This window comes from Bradyrhizobium sp. CCGUVB23, from assembly GCF_024199885.1.
Lineage (GTDB): Bacteria > Pseudomonadota > Alphaproteobacteria > Rhizobiales > Xanthobacteraceae > Bradyrhizobium.
On the sequence record NZ_JANADQ010000001.1, the window covers coordinates 8,553,002 to 8,568,284 of the forward strand.

17 protein-coding genes are annotated in these 15,283 nt (G+C 65.1%); 9 read left to right on the forward strand and 8 right to left on the reverse strand.

The window, feature by feature from the left end:
* The first annotated feature begins 77 nt into the window (after positions 1–77).
* The 3 genes from recJ to NLN62_RS39895 all read left to right on the forward strand — a co-directional run bounded on the left by recJ (position 78) and on the right by NLN62_RS39895 (position 3,640).
* Positions 78–1,919, forward strand: a complete 1,842-nt coding sequence (gene recJ, locus NLN62_RS39885; protein WP_254112319.1) for a single-stranded-DNA-specific exonuclease RecJ — start codon at positions 78–80, stop codon at positions 1,917–1,919.
* 34 nt (positions 1,920–1,953) lie between these two features.
* Positions 1,954–2,754, forward strand: a complete 801-nt coding sequence (locus tag NLN62_RS39890) for an SDR family NAD(P)-dependent oxidoreductase (protein ID WP_254112320.1) — start codon at positions 1,954–1,956, stop codon at positions 2,752–2,754.
* Between the two features lie 94 nt (positions 2,755–2,848).
* Complete coding sequence (locus tag NLN62_RS39895; RefSeq protein WP_254112321.1) at positions 2,849–3,640, forward strand: aldolase; 792 nt, start codon at positions 2,849–2,851, stop codon at positions 3,638–3,640.
* A gap of 12 nt (positions 3,641–3,652) precedes the next feature.
* Here the strand turns inward: NLN62_RS39895 and NLN62_RS39900 are convergent, their stop codons facing one another.
* A complete protein-coding gene (locus NLN62_RS39900) occupies positions 3,653–4,879 on the reverse strand; it encodes a lytic murein transglycosylase (RefSeq protein ID WP_254112322.1) in 1,227 nt (408 codons plus the stop codon).
* A 91-nt stretch (positions 4,880–4,970) separates the two neighbouring features.
* On the opposite strand from NLN62_RS39900, the gene NLN62_RS39905 reads away from it, so the two are divergent.
* Complete coding sequence (locus NLN62_RS39905) at positions 4,971–5,138, forward strand: hypothetical protein (protein ID WP_254112323.1); 168 nt, start codon at positions 4,971–4,973, stop codon at positions 5,136–5,138.
* A 12-nt stretch (positions 5,139–5,150) separates the two neighbouring features.
* Here the strand turns inward: NLN62_RS39905 and NLN62_RS39910 are convergent, their stop codons facing one another.
* Positions 5,151–5,651 (reverse strand): MarR family winged helix-turn-helix transcriptional regulator, encoded by a 501-nt coding sequence (locus tag NLN62_RS39910; RefSeq protein WP_254112324.1) that lies wholly within the window; start codon positions 5,649–5,651, stop codon positions 5,151–5,153.
* A 56-nt stretch (positions 5,652–5,707) separates the two neighbouring features.
* Here NLN62_RS39910 and NLN62_RS39915 point away from each other — a divergent pair, with 56 nt between their 5' ends.
* Together NLN62_RS39915 and NLN62_RS39920 are read left to right on the forward strand one after the other, a co-directional pair.
* Complete coding sequence (locus NLN62_RS39915; RefSeq protein WP_254112325.1) at positions 5,708–6,187, forward strand: carboxymuconolactone decarboxylase family protein; 480 nt, start codon at positions 5,708–5,710, stop codon at positions 6,185–6,187.
* 25 nt (positions 6,188–6,212) lie between these two features.
* Positions 6,213–6,722, forward strand: coding sequence for a cupin domain-containing protein (locus tag NLN62_RS39920; RefSeq protein ID WP_156944468.1), 510 nt, complete (start codon positions 6,213–6,215; stop codon positions 6,720–6,722).
* A 2-nt stretch (positions 6,723–6,724) separates the two neighbouring features.
* Here the strand turns inward: NLN62_RS39920 and NLN62_RS53080 are convergent, their stop codons facing one another.
* The 4 genes from NLN62_RS53080 to efp form a co-directional block, all read right to left on the reverse strand.
* On the reverse strand, positions 6,725–6,859 hold the full coding sequence (locus NLN62_RS53080; protein WP_256576054.1) for a hypothetical protein: 135 nt from the start codon (positions 6,857–6,859) through the stop codon (positions 6,725–6,727).
* Between the two features lie 557 nt (positions 6,860–7,416).
* On the reverse strand, positions 7,417–8,325 hold the full coding sequence (locus tag NLN62_RS39925) for an amino acid ABC transporter substrate-binding protein (RefSeq protein WP_254112326.1): 909 nt from the start codon (positions 8,323–8,325) through the stop codon (positions 7,417–7,419).
* 174 nt (positions 8,326–8,499) lie between these two features.
* Positions 8,500–10,107 carry a M23 family peptidase gene (locus tag NLN62_RS39930; RefSeq protein WP_254112327.1) on the reverse strand — a complete coding sequence of 536 codons (1,608 nt, stop codon included), beginning with the start codon at positions 10,105–10,107 and terminating at the stop codon, positions 8,500–8,502.
* Between the two features lie 53 nt (positions 10,108–10,160).
* Complete coding sequence (gene efp, locus NLN62_RS39935) at positions 10,161–10,727, reverse strand: elongation factor P (RefSeq protein WP_027524641.1); 567 nt, start codon at positions 10,725–10,727, stop codon at positions 10,161–10,163.
* Positions 10,728–10,889: 162 nt separating this feature from the next.
* Between efp and epmA the strand changes: the two genes are divergently transcribed.
* Genes epmA through NLN62_RS39950 form a run of 3 tightly spaced genes read left to right on the forward strand, consistent with a single transcriptional unit; the run spans position 10,890 to position 13,332 of the window.
* The gene (gene epmA, locus NLN62_RS39940) at positions 10,890–11,942 is read left to right on the forward strand and encodes an EF-P lysine aminoacylase EpmA (RefSeq protein WP_254113830.1); all 1,053 of its coding nucleotides are present in this window, start codon (positions 10,890–10,892) and stop codon (positions 11,940–11,942) included.
* Entirely contained in the window at positions 11,939–13,033 is a 1,095-nt protein-coding gene (locus NLN62_RS39945; RefSeq protein ID WP_254112328.1) for a lysine-2,3-aminomutase-like protein, read from the forward strand. The genes epmA and NLN62_RS39945 overlap by 4 nt, the downstream gene beginning before the upstream one ends.
* 47 nt (positions 13,034–13,080) lie before the next feature.
* Positions 13,081–13,332 (forward strand): hypothetical protein, encoded by a 252-nt coding sequence (locus tag NLN62_RS39950; RefSeq protein WP_027524644.1) that lies wholly within the window; start codon positions 13,081–13,083, stop codon positions 13,330–13,332.
* Positions 13,333–13,385: 53 nt separating this feature from the next.
* Here the strand turns inward: NLN62_RS39950 and NLN62_RS39955 are convergent, their stop codons facing one another.
* On the reverse strand, positions 13,386–14,471 hold the full coding sequence (locus NLN62_RS39955; protein WP_256576056.1) for a 3-deoxy-7-phosphoheptulonate synthase: 1,086 nt from the start codon (positions 14,469–14,471) through the stop codon (positions 13,386–13,388).
* A gap of 232 nt (positions 14,472–14,703) precedes the next feature.
* Positions 14,704–15,282 (reverse strand): HdeD family acid-resistance protein, encoded by a 579-nt coding sequence (locus NLN62_RS39960; RefSeq protein ID WP_254112329.1) that lies wholly within the window; start codon positions 15,280–15,282, stop codon positions 14,704–14,706.
* Position 15,283: the final 1 nt, after the last annotated feature.

The following is a 15,283-nucleotide window of genomic DNA, read 5'->3' on the forward strand; positions in this document are numbered from 1 at the left end:
ATGGCTCGAGTTTCCCGGCGGAATCCTGACTGCCCGAGGCCGCCGGCCTGATCTGAACCCATCGAAGCCCTCGAATCATGACGCTGCCCGCCACCGCCTTGCCCGTCGAGTTGCCCCAGGCGTTCCTCGGCGTCGCGCGCTCGCTCACCGACAAGCTCTGGCGTGACCGGCTGGACGCGCGCGGGGCGGCAAGGGCGCTCGCCATCGTCCAGCGCCATCAGCTTCCGGAGCTTCTGGCGCGGGTGCTGGCCGGGCGCGGTGTCGACATCGACGCGGTCAATGACTTCCTCGATCCGACCATCCGCAAATTGCTGCCGGACCCGTTCACGGTGACGGAGATGGAGGCCGCCGCCAAACGCATCGCGGAGGCCGCTGCGAAGGGCGAGAAGGTCGCGATCTTCGGCGACTACGACGTCGATGGCGCGACCTCGGCCGCGCTGCTCGCCTGGCATCTGCGCCATTGCGGGCTCGATCCCCTGATCCACATTCCTGACCGCATTTTCGAAGGCTACGGCCCGAACACGGAAGCGGTGCGGGCGCTTGCTGCGAAGGGCGCGACGCTGCTCGTGACCGTCGATTGCGGCACCACCAGCATCGAGCCGCTCGCCGAAGCAAAACGGCTCGGCATGTCCGTGGTGGTGATCGATCACCATCAGGCCGGCGCCGAGCTGCCGGCGGTCGACGCGCTGGTCAATCCGAACCGGCTCGACGATCTCTCCGGCCTCGGCCATCTTGCCGCCGTGGGGCTGGTGCTGGTCACGCTGGTTGCGGTCAATCGCGAGCTGCGCCAGCGCGGCTTCTGGACGTCCGAGATGCCCGAGCCGGATCTCCTGGGCATGCTGCATCACGTCGCGCTCGGCACGGTCGCCGACGTGGCGCCGCTCATCGGCCTCAACCGCGCCTTCGTCGCCAAAGGGCTGATCGCGATGCGGCGGCGCGACCATGTCGGCCACACCGCGCTGATGGACATCGCGCGGCTCAACGGCCCGCCGGAGGCCTGGCATCTCGGCTTCATGCTGGGGCCGCGCATCAATGCGGGCGGGCGCATCGGCCGCGCCGATCTCGGCGTGCGGCTGCTGCTGGAGGGCGACAGCGTCGAGGCCGCACGGATCGCGGCTGAGCTCGACCGCCTGAACAGCGAGCGCCGCATCATCGAGCAGGCGGCGGAAGCCCAGGCCGAAGCCGAGGCGCTCGCCTCGATCGGGCTCGAGGACAAGCTCGGCGTGATCGTCACGGCGTCCGAAGGCTGGCATCCCGGCGTGGTCGGCCTCGTCGCCTCCCGGCTGAAGGAGAAGTTTTCGCGGCCCGCGTTTGCCATCGCACTCGAGCCCGGCGGCATCGGCACCGGCTCGGGCCGCTCGATCGCCGGCGTCGATCTCGGCAAGGCGGTACGGCAGGCCGTTGCCGACGGTATTTTGCTGAAAGGCGGCGGGCATGCCATGGCTGCCGGCGTCACGCTTCGCAAGGAGAAGCTCGCCGAATTCCGCGCCTACCTCGAAAGCGCGCTCGCGCGCGAGGTTGCGGAAGCGCGCCACGTCAACGAGCTCTTTATCGACGGTGCAGTGTCCGCGCGCGCGGTGACGCCGGAGCTCGCCAACACGCTCAATCGTGCCGGCCCCTTCGGCAGCGGCAATCCGGAGCCGGTGCTGGCGCTGCCGGCGCATCAGCTCGTCTATGCCGACGAGGTCGGGCAAGCGCATTTGCGACTGCGCTTCAAGTCGGGCGATGGCGCGATCGTCAACGGCATCGCGTTCCGCTCCATCGGCCAGAAGCTCGGCAATGCGCTTCTCGCCAATCGCGGCCAGCAGCTGCACGTCGCGGGCGCGCTGTCGCTCGACCGCTACCAGGGCGCCGAGCGTGTGCAACTCCGCGTCATCGATATCGCCTTGCCCGACCAGGGGCCCCAAACCATCCGATAAGCCGTAACCCAACAACAAAAAAAGGGGAGTGCAAATGACAGGACAGGTAGAGGGAAAGGTCGCGCTGGTGACCGGCGGCGCTTCGGGCATCGGCGAAGCCGTCGTCGAATTGCTGGCGAAGGAGGGCGCAACAGTCATCGCAACCGACGTCGATGATCTCCGTGGCCCCGAGGTCGTGGCGCGGATCATCAAGGCCGGCGGCAAGGCGATCTTCCTGGAGCAAGACGTCACCAGCGAGGAGCGCTGGGTGGAGATCGCAGCCGAGATCGCAAAACGCTATGGCCGGCTTGACGTACTGGTCGCCAATGCCGGCATCGGCATCGCCGTGCCCTCGATCGTCGACATGACGCTCGCCGACTGGCGCAAGCAGAATGCGGTCAACCTCGACGGCGTGTTTCTCTCGGTCAAGCACTGCCTGCCATTGATGCGCAAGCTTGGTGGCGGCTCCATCATCATGATGTCCTCGCTCGCGGGTCTGCGCGGTGCACCGGGACTGTCGGCCTATTCGGCCACCAAGGGCGGCGTGCGGCTGTTCGCAAAATCGATCGCGATGGAGTGCGCTGGCGCTGGTGACGGCATCCGCGTCAACTCGGTGCATCCCGGTATCATCGACACGCCGATCTGGGGCAAGGTCCCGGCCGGCAACCAGGGCAATGCGCCGATCGATCCCGAGGAGCGCGCGAAGCTCGCAACCCCGTTGGCGCGTGCAGGGCAGGCCGCGGAGATCGCCAGCGGCGTGCTCTATCTCGCCTCCGACGCCTCGCGCTACGTCACCGGCACCGAGCTTGTCATCGACGGTGGCATGAACGCCGGGAGCGTGCCGCGGCGGGCGTGAGGCGCAGGGCAGGGCGGCGGGGCGAGGGGCTGACGCCTGCGCCTCGCCCCTGTACAAGCCGGGCAACGACCTCACCCCAAGAGATGTCTTTGCCATGGCCCACAGTCTGCATTCCGATGCGCCCGCGCCCGTTCGCTCGAACCGTCCGGACCTCGCCACCGATGCGATCCGCACCGCGCGCGAGGACCTCGCCGCCTGCTTCCGGATGGCGGCGCGGAACGGCTTTGAGGAGGGCATCTGCAACCACTTCTCCGCAGTGGTGCCGGGCCACGACGACCTCTTCCTCGTCAATCCCTATGGCTACGCCTTCCGCGAGCTGACCGCGTCGAAGCTGCTGATCTGCGACTTCCATGGCAACGTGCTCGACGGCGAGGGCGTGCCAGAGGCGACCGCTTTCTACATCCATGCCGAGATGCATAAGTGCCTGCCGCGCGCGAAAGTCGCCTTCCACACCCACATGCCCTATGCCACGGCGCTGTCGATGACCGAGGGCGATCCTCTGATTTGGGCCGGCCAGACCGCGCTCAAATTCTATGGCCGCACGGCGGTCGATCGCGATTACAACGGCCTCGCGCTCGACAATCGCGAGGGCGCCCGCATCGCTTCCGCGGTTGGCGATGCCGACATCGTCTTCATGAAGCATCACGGCGTGATGGTGCTCGCCCCGTCCATCGCGGAGGCCTGGGACGATCTCTATTATCTCGAGCGCGCCGCCGAGGTGCAGGTGCTGGCGATGTCGACGGGGCGCAAGGTGCTGCCCGTCGATCCCGCGATCGCAGCCGCGACCTACAGGCAGATGCGCGAGGGCGATTCCGAATCCGCGCGGTTCCATCTCGCCGCCATCCGCCGCCAGCTCGATGCCGAGGAGCCGCAATACCGGCATTGAGGCAGGATCAGTTCAGGAGCCCTGCCGCAGCTTCGCCAGCACCTTCAGCCCGCCATAACCGTCCGCGGGCGTTATGCCGGCCCTCTGCTGAAAATCCTTGATCGCTTTCATGGTATCGTTGCCGACGCGGCCGTCGGTGCCGCCGGTGTCGAAGCCGGCCTTCGTGAGCCGCGTCTGCATCTCCTGCACTTCGGCAAGCGTCAGTGCGCGCTCGGAGCCGGGGAAGGGCTGGATGAAAGGCGGCGCGCCCAGGCAGCGATCGCCGAGATGGCAGATCGCCAGCGCATAGTTCATCGATGGATTGTAGCTCTTCACCGAATAGAAGTTCGGTCCCAGCAGGAATGTCGGGCCGCCCGGGACAGGCGTCCACATCTGCGCCGATGCATTGGGTTGCGGAAACGGCTGGCCGTCGGCGCGCGTGACGCCGGCGGCTTGCCAGGCCGCATACGTTCGACCGCCGCTCAGGTTGGCGGGCGCACGCACCTCGTAGCCCCAATGCTCGCCACGGTGCCACTTGCCGCGATTGACGAGATATTTTGCCGTCGAGCCCAGCGCATCGTCGGGCTTGCCGAATGGCGAGACCTTGCCATCGCCGTCATAGTCGATGCCGACATTGAGCCAGACTTCCGGCATCCATTGCGAATGCCCCATCGCGCCCGCCCAGGAGCCTTGCATCTGTTCTGGCGTGCTCCAGCCCTTGTCGACGATGCGTAGCGCATTGATCAGCTCGGTCTCCCAATAAGCCTTTCGCCGCGGTTCGTTCCAGGCGAGCGCGGCAAGCGAGGGAAATACCGGCTTCATGTGGTTCTGCTGCACCAGCGGATCGCCATAGGCGGATTCCACGCCCCACAGCGCGAGCAACGTGCCGCGCTCGACGCCGAAATCACGCTCGATGCGTGCGAACAGCGCCTCGTTGTTCTTCAGCGCAATTTTGCCGTTGATGATGCGCCAGTCGGACACGCGACGGTTGATGTATTGCCAGACCTGCTCGTTGAACTCCGGCTGATTGCGGATCTCCTTGAACACGCTCATGTCCGGCTCGACGCGCGCCATCGCGCGCTGCCAGGTAGCGGCCGAAATACCCTTGGCCGTCGCGCGTGCACGAAAACTCTCGCGCCATTCATCGAAGCCGGGCGGGGTGGCCGCCAGGGCAGGCGAGGCGATGAAGGCTGCTGCGCCGAGCAGGGATTGCAGCGCGGTGCGGCGGGTCGGATGGGGTGAGGAATCAGGCTGGTTCATGCAGACAGCTTAGCCGGAAGCAGGCGCTCTCGTTGGTGAAACCTGACGCCGGAGGGGCGACTTTCGACCCATCGATTTACGGAACTTTGGCATGTCATCCCGCAGAATGGCTGCCATGCAGGAGTTGTTCGACCTCATCCGCGCCAATCCCTGGCCCTTTGCCGCCGGGTTGATCGTCGTCATCGTGGCGATTCTGGCCGAAAACTACGGACGCGGTGGTGATGGCACCGGATTCCCCGACATGTCCTGGGACGATTAGGCCGGTTCCTTCCTAGCCCTGCTGCAACTCCGTTGCGATCCGCGCCAGCCAGCGCCGGACGGTGATTTCCGCCTTCGCGTCGAGGCCTGCGGCCAGTCGCTGCTCCAGGGCGAGGACACGCTCCCGGCACGTCTTCAGGAGCGTCTTGCCGCGCGCCGTCAGTGTCCATTGCAGGATACGGCCGTGCACGGGATGCGGCGTCTTGCCGATCGCGCCGTCGCGCTCGAGATTGCTGATGATCACGCCGACGGTCTGCGGCGTCAGAAAGGTCAGGCGGGCGACCTCGGCCCCGGAAAGGCCGGGATAGGCCTTCAGCATGGTCAGCACGGCAAATTGCGGCGGCGTGACGCCGAGATCGGCGAGGCTCCGCTCCATGCTGAGCCTTACGGCGGCCTGGGCCTGGCGCAAGAGATAACCGAGATACCCCTCTTCGCCGCGTTTGCCTTCGCCGGGGGCGGGCGGAACCAGCGTCCGTTCCGTTTGCGACTTTGTGATCCGGCGAGGCTTGCGCATAATATAAGAGCCCTGATAACTTGTAAGTACACTTATAATATCACGAGGTGAGGTCCATGTCACACGCTCGCAGCGAATATGAAGACTTCAAGGCGCTTGCCCCCGATGCCTACGACCTGACGCTCGCGCTTGGCCAGCTTGCGGCCAATGCCGGTCTCGACAAGCAGCTGCTCGAGCTGGTCAAGCTGCGCGCCTCGCAGATCAACGGCTGCGCCTTCTGCGTGCAGCATCATATCCTGCTGTCCGAACGGTTCGGCGTGCCCGTCGACAAGCTCAACCTGGTCGCGGTGTGGCGCGAGGCGCCGACCTTCTCGGCGCGCGAGCGGGCGGCGCTCGCCTGGACCGAGGCGCTGACCTTCCTGCCCGAAGGTGTCAGCGACGACGTCTATGCCGAGGCAAGCCGCGAATTCTCGGGAGTAGAGCTGATGTACCTGACCTCGGCTATCGCCTCGATCAACGTCTGGAACCGTTTTGGGGTCGCCTATCGGTGGACGCCGCCGCAACGGCCGGCCATGGCGCACGCCAAGGCGTCGTGATCATACCCTTTCGAAAGGACACAGGATGTCGTCAACGATATCAGCCATCTCCGCCACACCCTGGCGGCTTGAATCACGACCGCTGTCGCTCGCGATCGTCGCGGGTCTCGCCTGTGCGCTAGCCCTTGGAAAGGCGCTGCCGGTGACGATGGACACCGTCTCCGGCGCGCTGGCGCCGCTTTGCGCGAGTGCGGCTGAAGGTTCGCCGCTCGACAAGGTCGAGCCGATCGGCTCCTACGCGCTGCCGAACGTGCCGGGCAAGCGCGTCACCATCGTGCGCGTCACTTACGGCCCGGGCGGCTTCTCGCGGCCGCACCGGCACGCCGGCTCCGTCACCGCCTATATCACCAAGGGCGAGATCCGCTCCCAGCTCGGCGGTGGCCCTGTCGAGACCTTCACGGTTGGTCAGTCCTTCTTCGAACCGCCGGGCTCCACGCATCTGGTCTCGGCGAATGCGAGCAACACGGAGCCGGCGGAGCTGATCGCGGTGTTCGTGGCGGATGAAGGAGCTCAGCTCACGACATTCATCAACTAGCGCTATTGCGTCGCCTTGCCAGCGCCCGACACCATCGACTTCCAGTCGATTGCGGGGGCATGATCGGAATGGATCATGCGCTCGAAATTGCGTTTGGCCTGACCCGTGTCGTGATTGATGGAGGCATCCTTAAGCATGGCGGAGGCCTCGCGGTGGGCGCAAAGGAGAAACACGGCGCTTGCAAGCACGGACAATGTGGATGGTTTGTTGTGCATGGTCGGAACTATCCGTTCAGCGCGAGCGTGCGGAGCAGATTAGGGGCCGATGGCGCGGTCCGAAACCACGGACAGGGTCAGAAGATCGTGAACCAAGGCGGTTCCGGACCTAACCAGCGTGCCTTGACCTTCTGCGCCTGCGTCGGGAGATCGCATCTCGGATGCCGTAGCCTGCGGCCATTCCCGCGCTGAAAATGCCGACGATGATGAAGATTGCGAACATCTCAACTGAAAAGCATTTTGCGTGCCATCGACGTTCTCCGGGACAGGAGGCTCAACGCGCGGCGCGTCGCACAAATTGAATGCCGGCGTCAACGCTGGCCGGGATCGGGCAGCTTCGTGTGGGCCATTGATGCAATGCGACTGTCGCGGTTCTCTGCATCGCGCATCGGCAACGGGATCCTTGGTGCCCCCGGACGCAACGCGACCGGGGACACGTGAGCGGAGAACATGTCCGGTTTCGATCGACCGTGTGGCGATCAACCTCCGTACGAAGCAGGATCGGGATTGTCGGACGGGTTCGCGAAGGCCTTCTTCATCGAGGCCGGCATCGGGACGTGGAAGTTCAGGCCGCGCGGCGGCACCGGCTCTATGAACCATTTGTTGTAGATCTTCTCGATCTCGGTGCTCTTGTAGAGCTTGGCAGTCGCACGATCGACGACCGTCTTGAATGGCACATCGTCCTTGCGCAGCATGATGCCGTAGGGCTCCGGATCGGAGAAGGCACCGGAACTGATGGCGTAGAGCGAGGGGTCCTTCGAGGACGCTATCATGGTCGCGAGTTGGACGTCGTCCATGACGAAGGCCTGGGCACGGTCGGTCTCGACCATCAGGAACGCTTCGGGGGTGTCCTTGGCATTCATCACGGTGATGCCGAGCGAGCGGGCGGCATTGGCCTTGTTGAGCTGGACCAGGTTGGTCGAACCAGAGACCGAGACGACGGTCTTGCCCTTGAGATCGTCGATCTGGTCAAGCTTCTGCGCCTTCTTGGACACGAAGCGGCTGGCCGTGAGGAAATGCGTGTTGGTGAAGGACACCTGCTTCTGGCGCTCGGCATTGTTGGTCGTCGATCCGCATTCGAGATCGACGGTACCGTTGGCCATCAGCGGAATGCGGTTCGACGAGGTGACGACGGTTTCGTTGACATCGAGCTTGTCCAGCTTGAGCTCGGCCTTGATCTCGTCGACGATCTTCATGCAGATGTCGATCGCGTAGCCGACGGTCTTCTGGTGGTCGTCGATGTAGCTGAAAGGCGGTGCGGCGTCGCGCACCCCGAGCGTGATCGCGCCGGTGTCCTTGATCTTCTTCAACGTGCCGCTCAGTTCCTGCGCATCGGCAGGGACGGCGAACGCGACGGCCAGCATGGCCGCCGTGGTCCAAAAACGCATGTGCTTCCCTTATTCCGTTTTCAATACGGCGCTCGCGCATTGGTCGCTGCGCCCCCAGCACCCAAGCAATTCTGAGGCCAGATAGGGCGGAGCCTGAAGGGCGCCAGGTCCGGGTCGCTCGCAGCGACGCTGCTGAGGTGGAGCAAACGCCGTCTGTCGACGGCCGCGCTCGCCTCAATTCTCTTCGCTGCCTGAGCCTTCGCGCTGGTCTGGCTTGACGACGTCCTCGGGTAGGGCATGCGCGAGGGGTTGCGCCGCGCCGGCGACCTCCGGGCCGAACTCGCGGCCGCGGCCGCGGATCAGGCGTTCGTAGGCGGAGACGAGGGTGACGTAGGGGTTGACCCAGATCCAGCCCTCGCGGGTGAACACCTGGACGTCGAAATGCAGGTGAAGCGAGGTGCCGCCGGGATGGTCGAGATAATTGGAGATCACGCCGATCTTCTCACCTTCGCTGACCATGCGGCCGTTGACGAGACCGTCTGCGTTCATCACGGACGGGTTCATGTGCATGTAGCGGAAGCGGATGTGCTCGGTGCGGCTGTTGACCTGGAGCGTCGCCGCCTGGTCCTTCGGCCCGCGGATCACGGTCGCGTCGCGCACGGCGACCACGCTCTGCTGCTTGGGGTCGCAGCGTTCGCCGGCGTCAGCATTTGCCGGGCAATCGGCGGCGCGGATGTCCTCGCCCTGGTGGCCGTAGCCGCCCGGGCACTGCCAGACCTCGAAACTGCGGGACTCGCAAAAATTATCGCGCCAGGGATAGGCGGTCGGCCCGTCCGTCTTGTCGCGCTTGCTGTAGGATTGCGAGCGGACGAAGGCGGGCGCCTTCGCCAGCGGAAAGCGAATCTGCGCGTAGGCCATGACGTCGGGATGGCCCGCCTGTTTGCGGTAGCCGGTGTTGGGAATGATGTCGCCGCTCGGCCGGTAGCCGAAATCCGCCGATCGCCCCGAGGGCCGATCGACCATTTCGGAAGCGACGTCCGTCAGCGGACGCAAGCGCTGCCCGCCCGCCACATGCAGCGCCTTGAGGAAACGCTCGGCAACCGGATAGGCTTCCTTGCAGGCGAGCCGCCGCGGTTTGGCGACGCTGTCGAGACACTGGATCGACACGACATAGGCGGCGCCGAAGCGGCTGAAGGCGTAGCGCACATAGCCTTCGCGGATGAAACGGCGCAGATCCGGATATTGGCCGGATAGCGACTTGACCGGTTCGCCCTTGCCGCCGGCGGGATCGGCAAGATCGTAGATCAGCGCGGAACCGGTGATCTGGATCTCCACCGGCTTTGCGAACACGCGTTGCGGCAGGCCTTCGCCGGCGCCCGGCTCGAGTGAGAAGACGGCGTCGTAGCCGGCATGGCCCGCATCGAACACGTCGGCCGGGCCGAAGTCGGACTGGTAGCGGGCAAGCGACAGGTTCGCCGGCGCGCTGCTGCGCTGCGCGTCGAGATAGGCGGCGGCATCGAAGGGCAGCAGCACCGGAACCGAGCTGCGCGCGATACCTGAGAAGAACTGCGAGGAAACCCCGTTCAGTTGCACCAGCGCCGGCAGCGCGCGGGGATCGAAGCGGCCGACCGAACGCCGCTGTGTGAACACGAAGTCACCGGCGATGGCGGGATGCGCGTTGATTTCGCTGCGGAGCTGGTCGAGCGCTACGCGCCAGTCGACGCGCAGGGCCGTGAGCGAGGGGGTGCGGAATTCGTCCGCCGACAGCGGCGCAGAGCCGGCGACCAAAAGCGTAAGCAACCCCACAAGAGACGAGACGAAGCGGAACCTGTGCCTGCCCACTGTTGTCTCGCCCCCCGGCGAACTTGCCCGTTCCGACCGCTTGGTTGCTTTGCCTAGTCCTTGGCTCGCTCGGCGTAAGAACCGTCTTCCGTCATCACCACGACGCGGGTGCCAACCGAGATGTGCGGCGGCACGGTGGTGCGGACGCCGTTGGAGAGCACCGCGGGCTTGTAGGAGGAGGAAGCGGTCTGGCCCTTGGTCACGGGCTCGGTCTCGACCACTTCCAGCGTCACGCGCTGCGGCAGCGCGATCGACACCGGATTGGCGTCGTGCATGGACAGCTTGACGGTCATGCTCTCCTGGAGATAGGCGGCCGAGTTGCCGACGATGTCCTTGGAAACCTGGACCTGGTCATAGGTCTCGGGATTCATGAAGTGGTAGCCGTCACCATCCTCATAGAGGAAGGTGTAGTTCCGCTCCTCGATCGTGACCTTCTCGACCTGGTCGGTCGTCTTGTAGCGCTCGGAGATCTTTACCCCGTCGCTGATTCGGCGCATTTCGATCTGGCTGACCGGGGTGCCCTTTCCGGGATGGATGTTCTCGGCGGTCACGACGACGTAAAGCTTGCCGTCTTGCTCGATCACGTTGCCCTTGCGAATAGAACTGGCGATGACTCTCAAAGCTGTATTTCCTGCTTGCTTGGCCCGGCACCGGCCAGGACATGGTCTGATTTCGGGGGGACTTGGGGCCTCAAATGGGGCCACTGCGCCCGTTTCGGGCCGCAACATACTGATTTTGCCGTTGGATGCCAGTGTTTTGCTGCCCCCCGGGATGATCCGGTAATGGTTGGGGACAAGCAAAGCAGCCCGTTCTGGACGCCCAATCGCCACCTCGACCGGCGACCATTCCTCCAGGCAAGGGCGGCGATCACGGCGGCCGTCCGGGCCTTCTTCGCCGAGCAGGGCTTTGTCGAGGTGGAAACCTCGGTTTTGCAGGTCTCGCCGGGCAATGAGACCCATCTGCACGCGCCCCGGACCGGGATCATGCGCCCTGACGGCAGCCGGGTGACGCGGTATTTGCGGACTTCGCCGGAATTCGCCTGCAAGAAGCTGCTCGCGGCCGGGGAGCCGCGAATTTTCGAGCTGGCGCGGGTGTTTCGCGACCGGGAGCGGGGCGACCTGCATCTGCCCGAATTCACCATGCTGGAATGGTACCGCGCAGGCGCTCCCTACGACGCCATCATGGCCGACTGCATCGTGGTGATCGCCCAAGCCGCGCAGGCGACCGGGATCGGCCAGTTCTCGTTCCGTGGCCGAACCGCCGACCCCTTTGCGGAGCCGGAGGTTTTGACGGTTGCCCATGCTTTCGAGCAGTTTGCAGGCATCGACCTGCTGTCGACGATTTCGGGCGACGAGGGCGACCGCGATGCGCTCGCCGCTGCTGCAGGGCTGAAGGTAAGGGTCACGGAGGACGACACCTGGTCGGACATCTTCAGCAAGGTCCTGGTCGAGCATGTCGAGCCGCATCTGGGGCAGGGGCGTTTGACCATTTTGTTCGAATACCCATCTCCCGAGGCAGCGCTCGCACGGGCGAAGGCGGACGATCCACGGGTGGCCGAGCGGTTCGAGGTCTATGCCTGCGGGGTGGAGCTTGCTAACGGCTTTGGCGAATTGACCGATGCCGACGAGCAACGCCGGCGCTTTCAACTGTCGATGGCAGAGAAGCAGCGGCGCTATGGCGAGGCCTATCCGCTGGACGAGGACTTTCTCGCCGCCGTCGGCCAAATGCCGGAGGCGAGCGGCGTGGCGCTCGGCTTCGACCGGCTGGTGATGCTGGCGAGCGGCGCATTACGGATTGATCAGGTGGTATGGACGCCGCCTCAAGGTGAGACATGAAGAAGACCAATCTTGCACGCACCTTGCGCGAGCCGGCCGAGCTCGTAGAGCACGGCCTCGCGCCGGCCTCCGAACTCGCGGCGCTCGAGCGCGTCGCCTCGCGCTACGCGGTCGCGATCACGCCCGAGCTCGTCGGCCTGATCGACAGCTCCGATTCCGATGATCCCATCGCGCGGCAATTCGTTCCGAATGCTGCGGAACTCGAGGTGCAGCCGGGCGAAGATGCCGACCCGATCGGCGATCACGCCTGGTCGCCGGTCCCGGGCATCGTGCATCGCTATCCCGACCGGGTGCTGTTCAAGCTCGTGCATGTCTGCGCAGTGTATTGCCGCTTCTGCTTCCGCCGCGAGATGGTCGGCCCCGGCAAGGAGAACGCGCTGTCGGAGAGCGCCTATCGCGCAGCGATCGCGTATATCCGCGCGCACAGTCAGATCTGGGAGGTAATCCTCACCGGCGGCGATCCCCTGATGCTGTCGCCGCGGCGGATGGGCGAGATCATGGCCGATCTCGCCGGGATCGATCACGTCAAGATCATCCGCCTGCACACCCGCGTGCCGGTGGCCGATCCCGATCGTGTCAGCGACGAGATGGTCGCCGCCTTGAAGGTGAAGGGCGCCACGACCTGGGTCGCACTGCACGCCAACCACGCCCGCGAGCTTACGGACAAGGCGCGCGCCGTTTGCGCCCGCCTCGTTGATGCCGGCATTCCCATGGTGAGCCAGTCCGTGCTGCTGCGCGGGGTCAATGACAACGTCTCCGCTCTGTCGGACTTGATGCGCGCTTTCGTCGAATGCCGGATCAAGCCTTACTACCTGCATCATGGCGATCTCGCGCCTGGCACTGCGCATCTGCGCACCACGCTCGCGGAGGGGCAGGAATTGATGCGCGCGCTGCGCGGCCGGGTGTCGGGGCTGTGCCAGCCGGAATTCGTGCTCGATCTTCCCGGCGGCGCCGGCAAATCGCCCGTTGGCCCGAATTACGTGTTGGCGGTGCAAAATACCGCACCCGCCAAAGGTGATGCGGCAACGGAAACGCGCTATCGTATCGTCGACTATTGCGGCGACGTTCATCTTTATCCGCCTGAGAGCTGAGCGGGTGGAGGCAAGGACGAGCCGACGTTTCGGGATGGAGGAGCAGAATGAGAAAAATCGTCGTGGCCCTGTCGCTTCTGGTCTTGCTCGATGGCGCGGCCATCGCCCAGACCGGCAGCAAGGGGGCTTCATCGGGAGGGGCGACCTCGGGCTCGGTGCTGCCAGCGCCGGTCGGTCATCGCCAGCCGCGCGCCTCGGACGTGCCGAACGAGAAGAACCTCAGCGATCCCACTGATCCCCTGAGCAAGGAAAACCAGGCGCTCGACAAGAAGATCAAGAGCATCTGCCGCGGGTGTTAGGTTATTCTCCGCGGGCAGGGCGTGACAGCTCGCCCCGCCCGGGAGGTCCTCGTCTACGCCGAGCGCTCATGGACTCCGGAGCGCTGCGTGTTCCGCCGGATTTCGACCGCGTCGGCGAGCTGCTTGAGCACGCTCGCCGTCGTCGTCCAGTCGATGCAGCCATCGGTGATGCTCTGGCCGTAAGTGAGCGGCTTGCCCGGCACCACGTCCTGGCGGCCGGCGACGAGGTTGCTCTCGATCATCACACCCATGATGCGGCTCTCGCCACCTGCGATCTGGCCGGCGATGTCGGCGGTGACGAGCGGCTGGTTCTCCGGCTTCTTGCTCGAATTGGCGTGGCTCGCATCCACCATCAGGCGGGGCCCGACGCCGGACTTGGCGAGCTCGGTGCAGGCCGCTGCAACGCTCGCTGCGTCATAGTTCGGCTTGCTGCCGCCGCGCAGGATGATGTGACAGTCCTCGTTGCCCGCGGTCGACGCGATCGCCGAGCGGCCGCGCTTGGTCACCGCCATGAAATGGTGCGGATGGGCGGCTGACTTCACCGCGTCCGCAGCGATGCGGACATTACCGTCGGTGCCGTTCTTGAAGCCGACCGGGCAGGACAGCCCCGACGCCAGCTCGCGATGGATCTGGCTTTCAGTCGTGCGCGCGCCGATCGCGGCCCAGGACACGAGGTCGGCGATGTATTGCGGCGTCGTCATGTCGAGAAATTCAGCGCCTGCCGGCAGGCCCAGATTGTTCACCGCGGACAGCACGTTGCGTGCAAGCCGCAGGCCCTTGTTGATGTCGAAGCTGCCATCGAGGTCGGGATCGTTGATCAGACCCTTCCAGCCGACGGTGGTGCGCGGCTTCTCGAAATAGACCCGCATCACGACCTCGAGCTGGTCGGCGAGATCCTCGCGCAGGCGTGCGAGCTTCTCGGCGTAGTCGATCGCGGCCTCGGGATCGTGCACGGAGCAGGGGCCGACGACGACCAGAAGGCGGTCGTCCTGGCCATTGAGGATGGCGTGGATCGCGTTGCGCGCCGCCATCACCACGCGGGTTGCGGTGAGCGTGCGCGGGATTTCCCGCATCACCTCTTCCGGCGTGCTCAGCTCTTTCAGTTCGCGGATACGAAGATCGTCGGTCGTGCTCAGCACGGCGGGCTCCTGTTGTTAGAGAACCTGCCGGCCAATAAAAAAGCCGCCAGGTCTGGCGGCTGTTCGGATGTCTTGCTGCAATGTGTCAGATTGAGCGCGATCCTCCCGCCGCCAGCGAGCTGTCGTAGCTAAAGTACCAAAAATAGCTGGTGGCGAAGGTGATCATGGCGCGCTCTATAGCGCAGCATTTGGGGCTTGTCACCCCCCAAACAAGGGGGAGCCAACGCGCCGCTCAAGTGTTGCTGTTGCGTGCCGCAAGCGAGATGCCGATCAGCGTGGCGCCGCCGAACAGGAGGTTGATCCCGACGAGGATACCGATCGCCCATTCCGCCGAGCTCGGCAGGCCCGTGATGACCAGGAACGAGATCACGATGTCGACGAGGCCGGAGATCAGGAGCCACGACCAGCGGCCGGTCAGCTCGCGGCGATGCTCCAGCGCATACATGATTGTGGCGACGCCCTCGGCGAGGAAATACGCCCCGAGCACGATCGTCAGCGTCAGCACCGCCTGCATCGGCCGCGCCAGCAGGACCATGCCGGCGAGCACGGCCAGCGCCGCCGAGATCAGCGACCACCAGAAGCCCGGCATGTTGCGCGCCCAGAAGGTCACAACCAGCCCGCCGATGCCGCTGATCAGGAACATCCAGCCGAGGAAGATCGTGATCGCGAGGCTTGCGAGCGGCGGCAAGATCAGCGCGGCGATGCCGAGAATGACAAGCAGGATGCCTTCGAACAGGAAGGCTTTCCAATGCGCCTTGACCGCTCGGCTCATGGCGGACTGCAGGCGCGCAAATTCCTCGGGCGACGTCATG

Excerpts from the sequence above, each read along its gene's own strand:
- NLN62_RS39895 (WP_254112321.1), top strand. The coding sequence starts at position 2,849 with ATGGCCCACAGTCTGCATTCCGATGCGCCCGCGCCCGTTCGCTCGAAC.
- NLN62_RS39950 (WP_027524644.1), top strand. The coding sequence starts at position 13,081 with ATGAGAAAAATCGTCGTGGCCCTGTCGCTTCTGGTCTTGCTCGATGGC.
- NLN62_RS39910 (WP_254112324.1), bottom strand. The coding sequence starts at position 5,651 with ATGCGCAAGCCTCGCCGGATCACAAAGTCGCAAACGGAACGGACGCTG.
- NLN62_RS53080 (WP_256576054.1), bottom strand. The coding sequence starts at position 6,859 with ATGCTTAAGGATGCCTCCATCAATCACGACACGGGTCAGGCCAAACGC.
- epmA (WP_254113830.1), top strand. The coding sequence starts at position 10,890 with ATGGTTGGGGACAAGCAAAGCAGCCCGTTCTGGACGCCCAATCGCCAC.
- NLN62_RS39915 (WP_254112325.1), top strand. The coding sequence starts at position 5,708 with ATGTCACACGCTCGCAGCGAATATGAAGACTTCAAGGCGCTTGCCCCC.
- recJ (WP_254112319.1), top strand. The coding sequence starts at position 78 with ATGACGCTGCCCGCCACCGCCTTGCCCGTCGAGTTGCCCCAGGCGTTC.
- NLN62_RS39925 (WP_254112326.1), bottom strand. The coding sequence starts at position 8,325 with ATGCGTTTTTGGACCACGGCGGCCATGCTGGCCGTCGCGTTCGCCGTC.
- NLN62_RS39920 (WP_156944468.1), top strand. The coding sequence starts at position 6,213 with ATGTCGTCAACGATATCAGCCATCTCCGCCACACCCTGGCGGCTTGAA.
- NLN62_RS39905 (WP_254112323.1), top strand. The coding sequence starts at position 4,971 with ATGTCATCCCGCAGAATGGCTGCCATGCAGGAGTTGTTCGACCTCATC.
- NLN62_RS39960 (WP_254112329.1), bottom strand. The coding sequence starts at position 15,282 with ATGACGTCGCCCGAGGAATTTGCGCGCCTGCAGTCCGCCATGAGCCGA.
- NLN62_RS39890 (WP_254112320.1), top strand. The coding sequence starts at position 1,954 with ATGACAGGACAGGTAGAGGGAAAGGTCGCGCTGGTGACCGGCGGCGCT.
- NLN62_RS39900 (WP_254112322.1), bottom strand. The coding sequence starts at position 4,879 with ATGAACCAGCCTGATTCCTCACCCCATCCGACCCGCCGCACCGCGCTG.
- NLN62_RS39945 (WP_254112328.1), top strand. The coding sequence starts at position 11,939 with ATGAAGAAGACCAATCTTGCACGCACCTTGCGCGAGCCGGCCGAGCTC.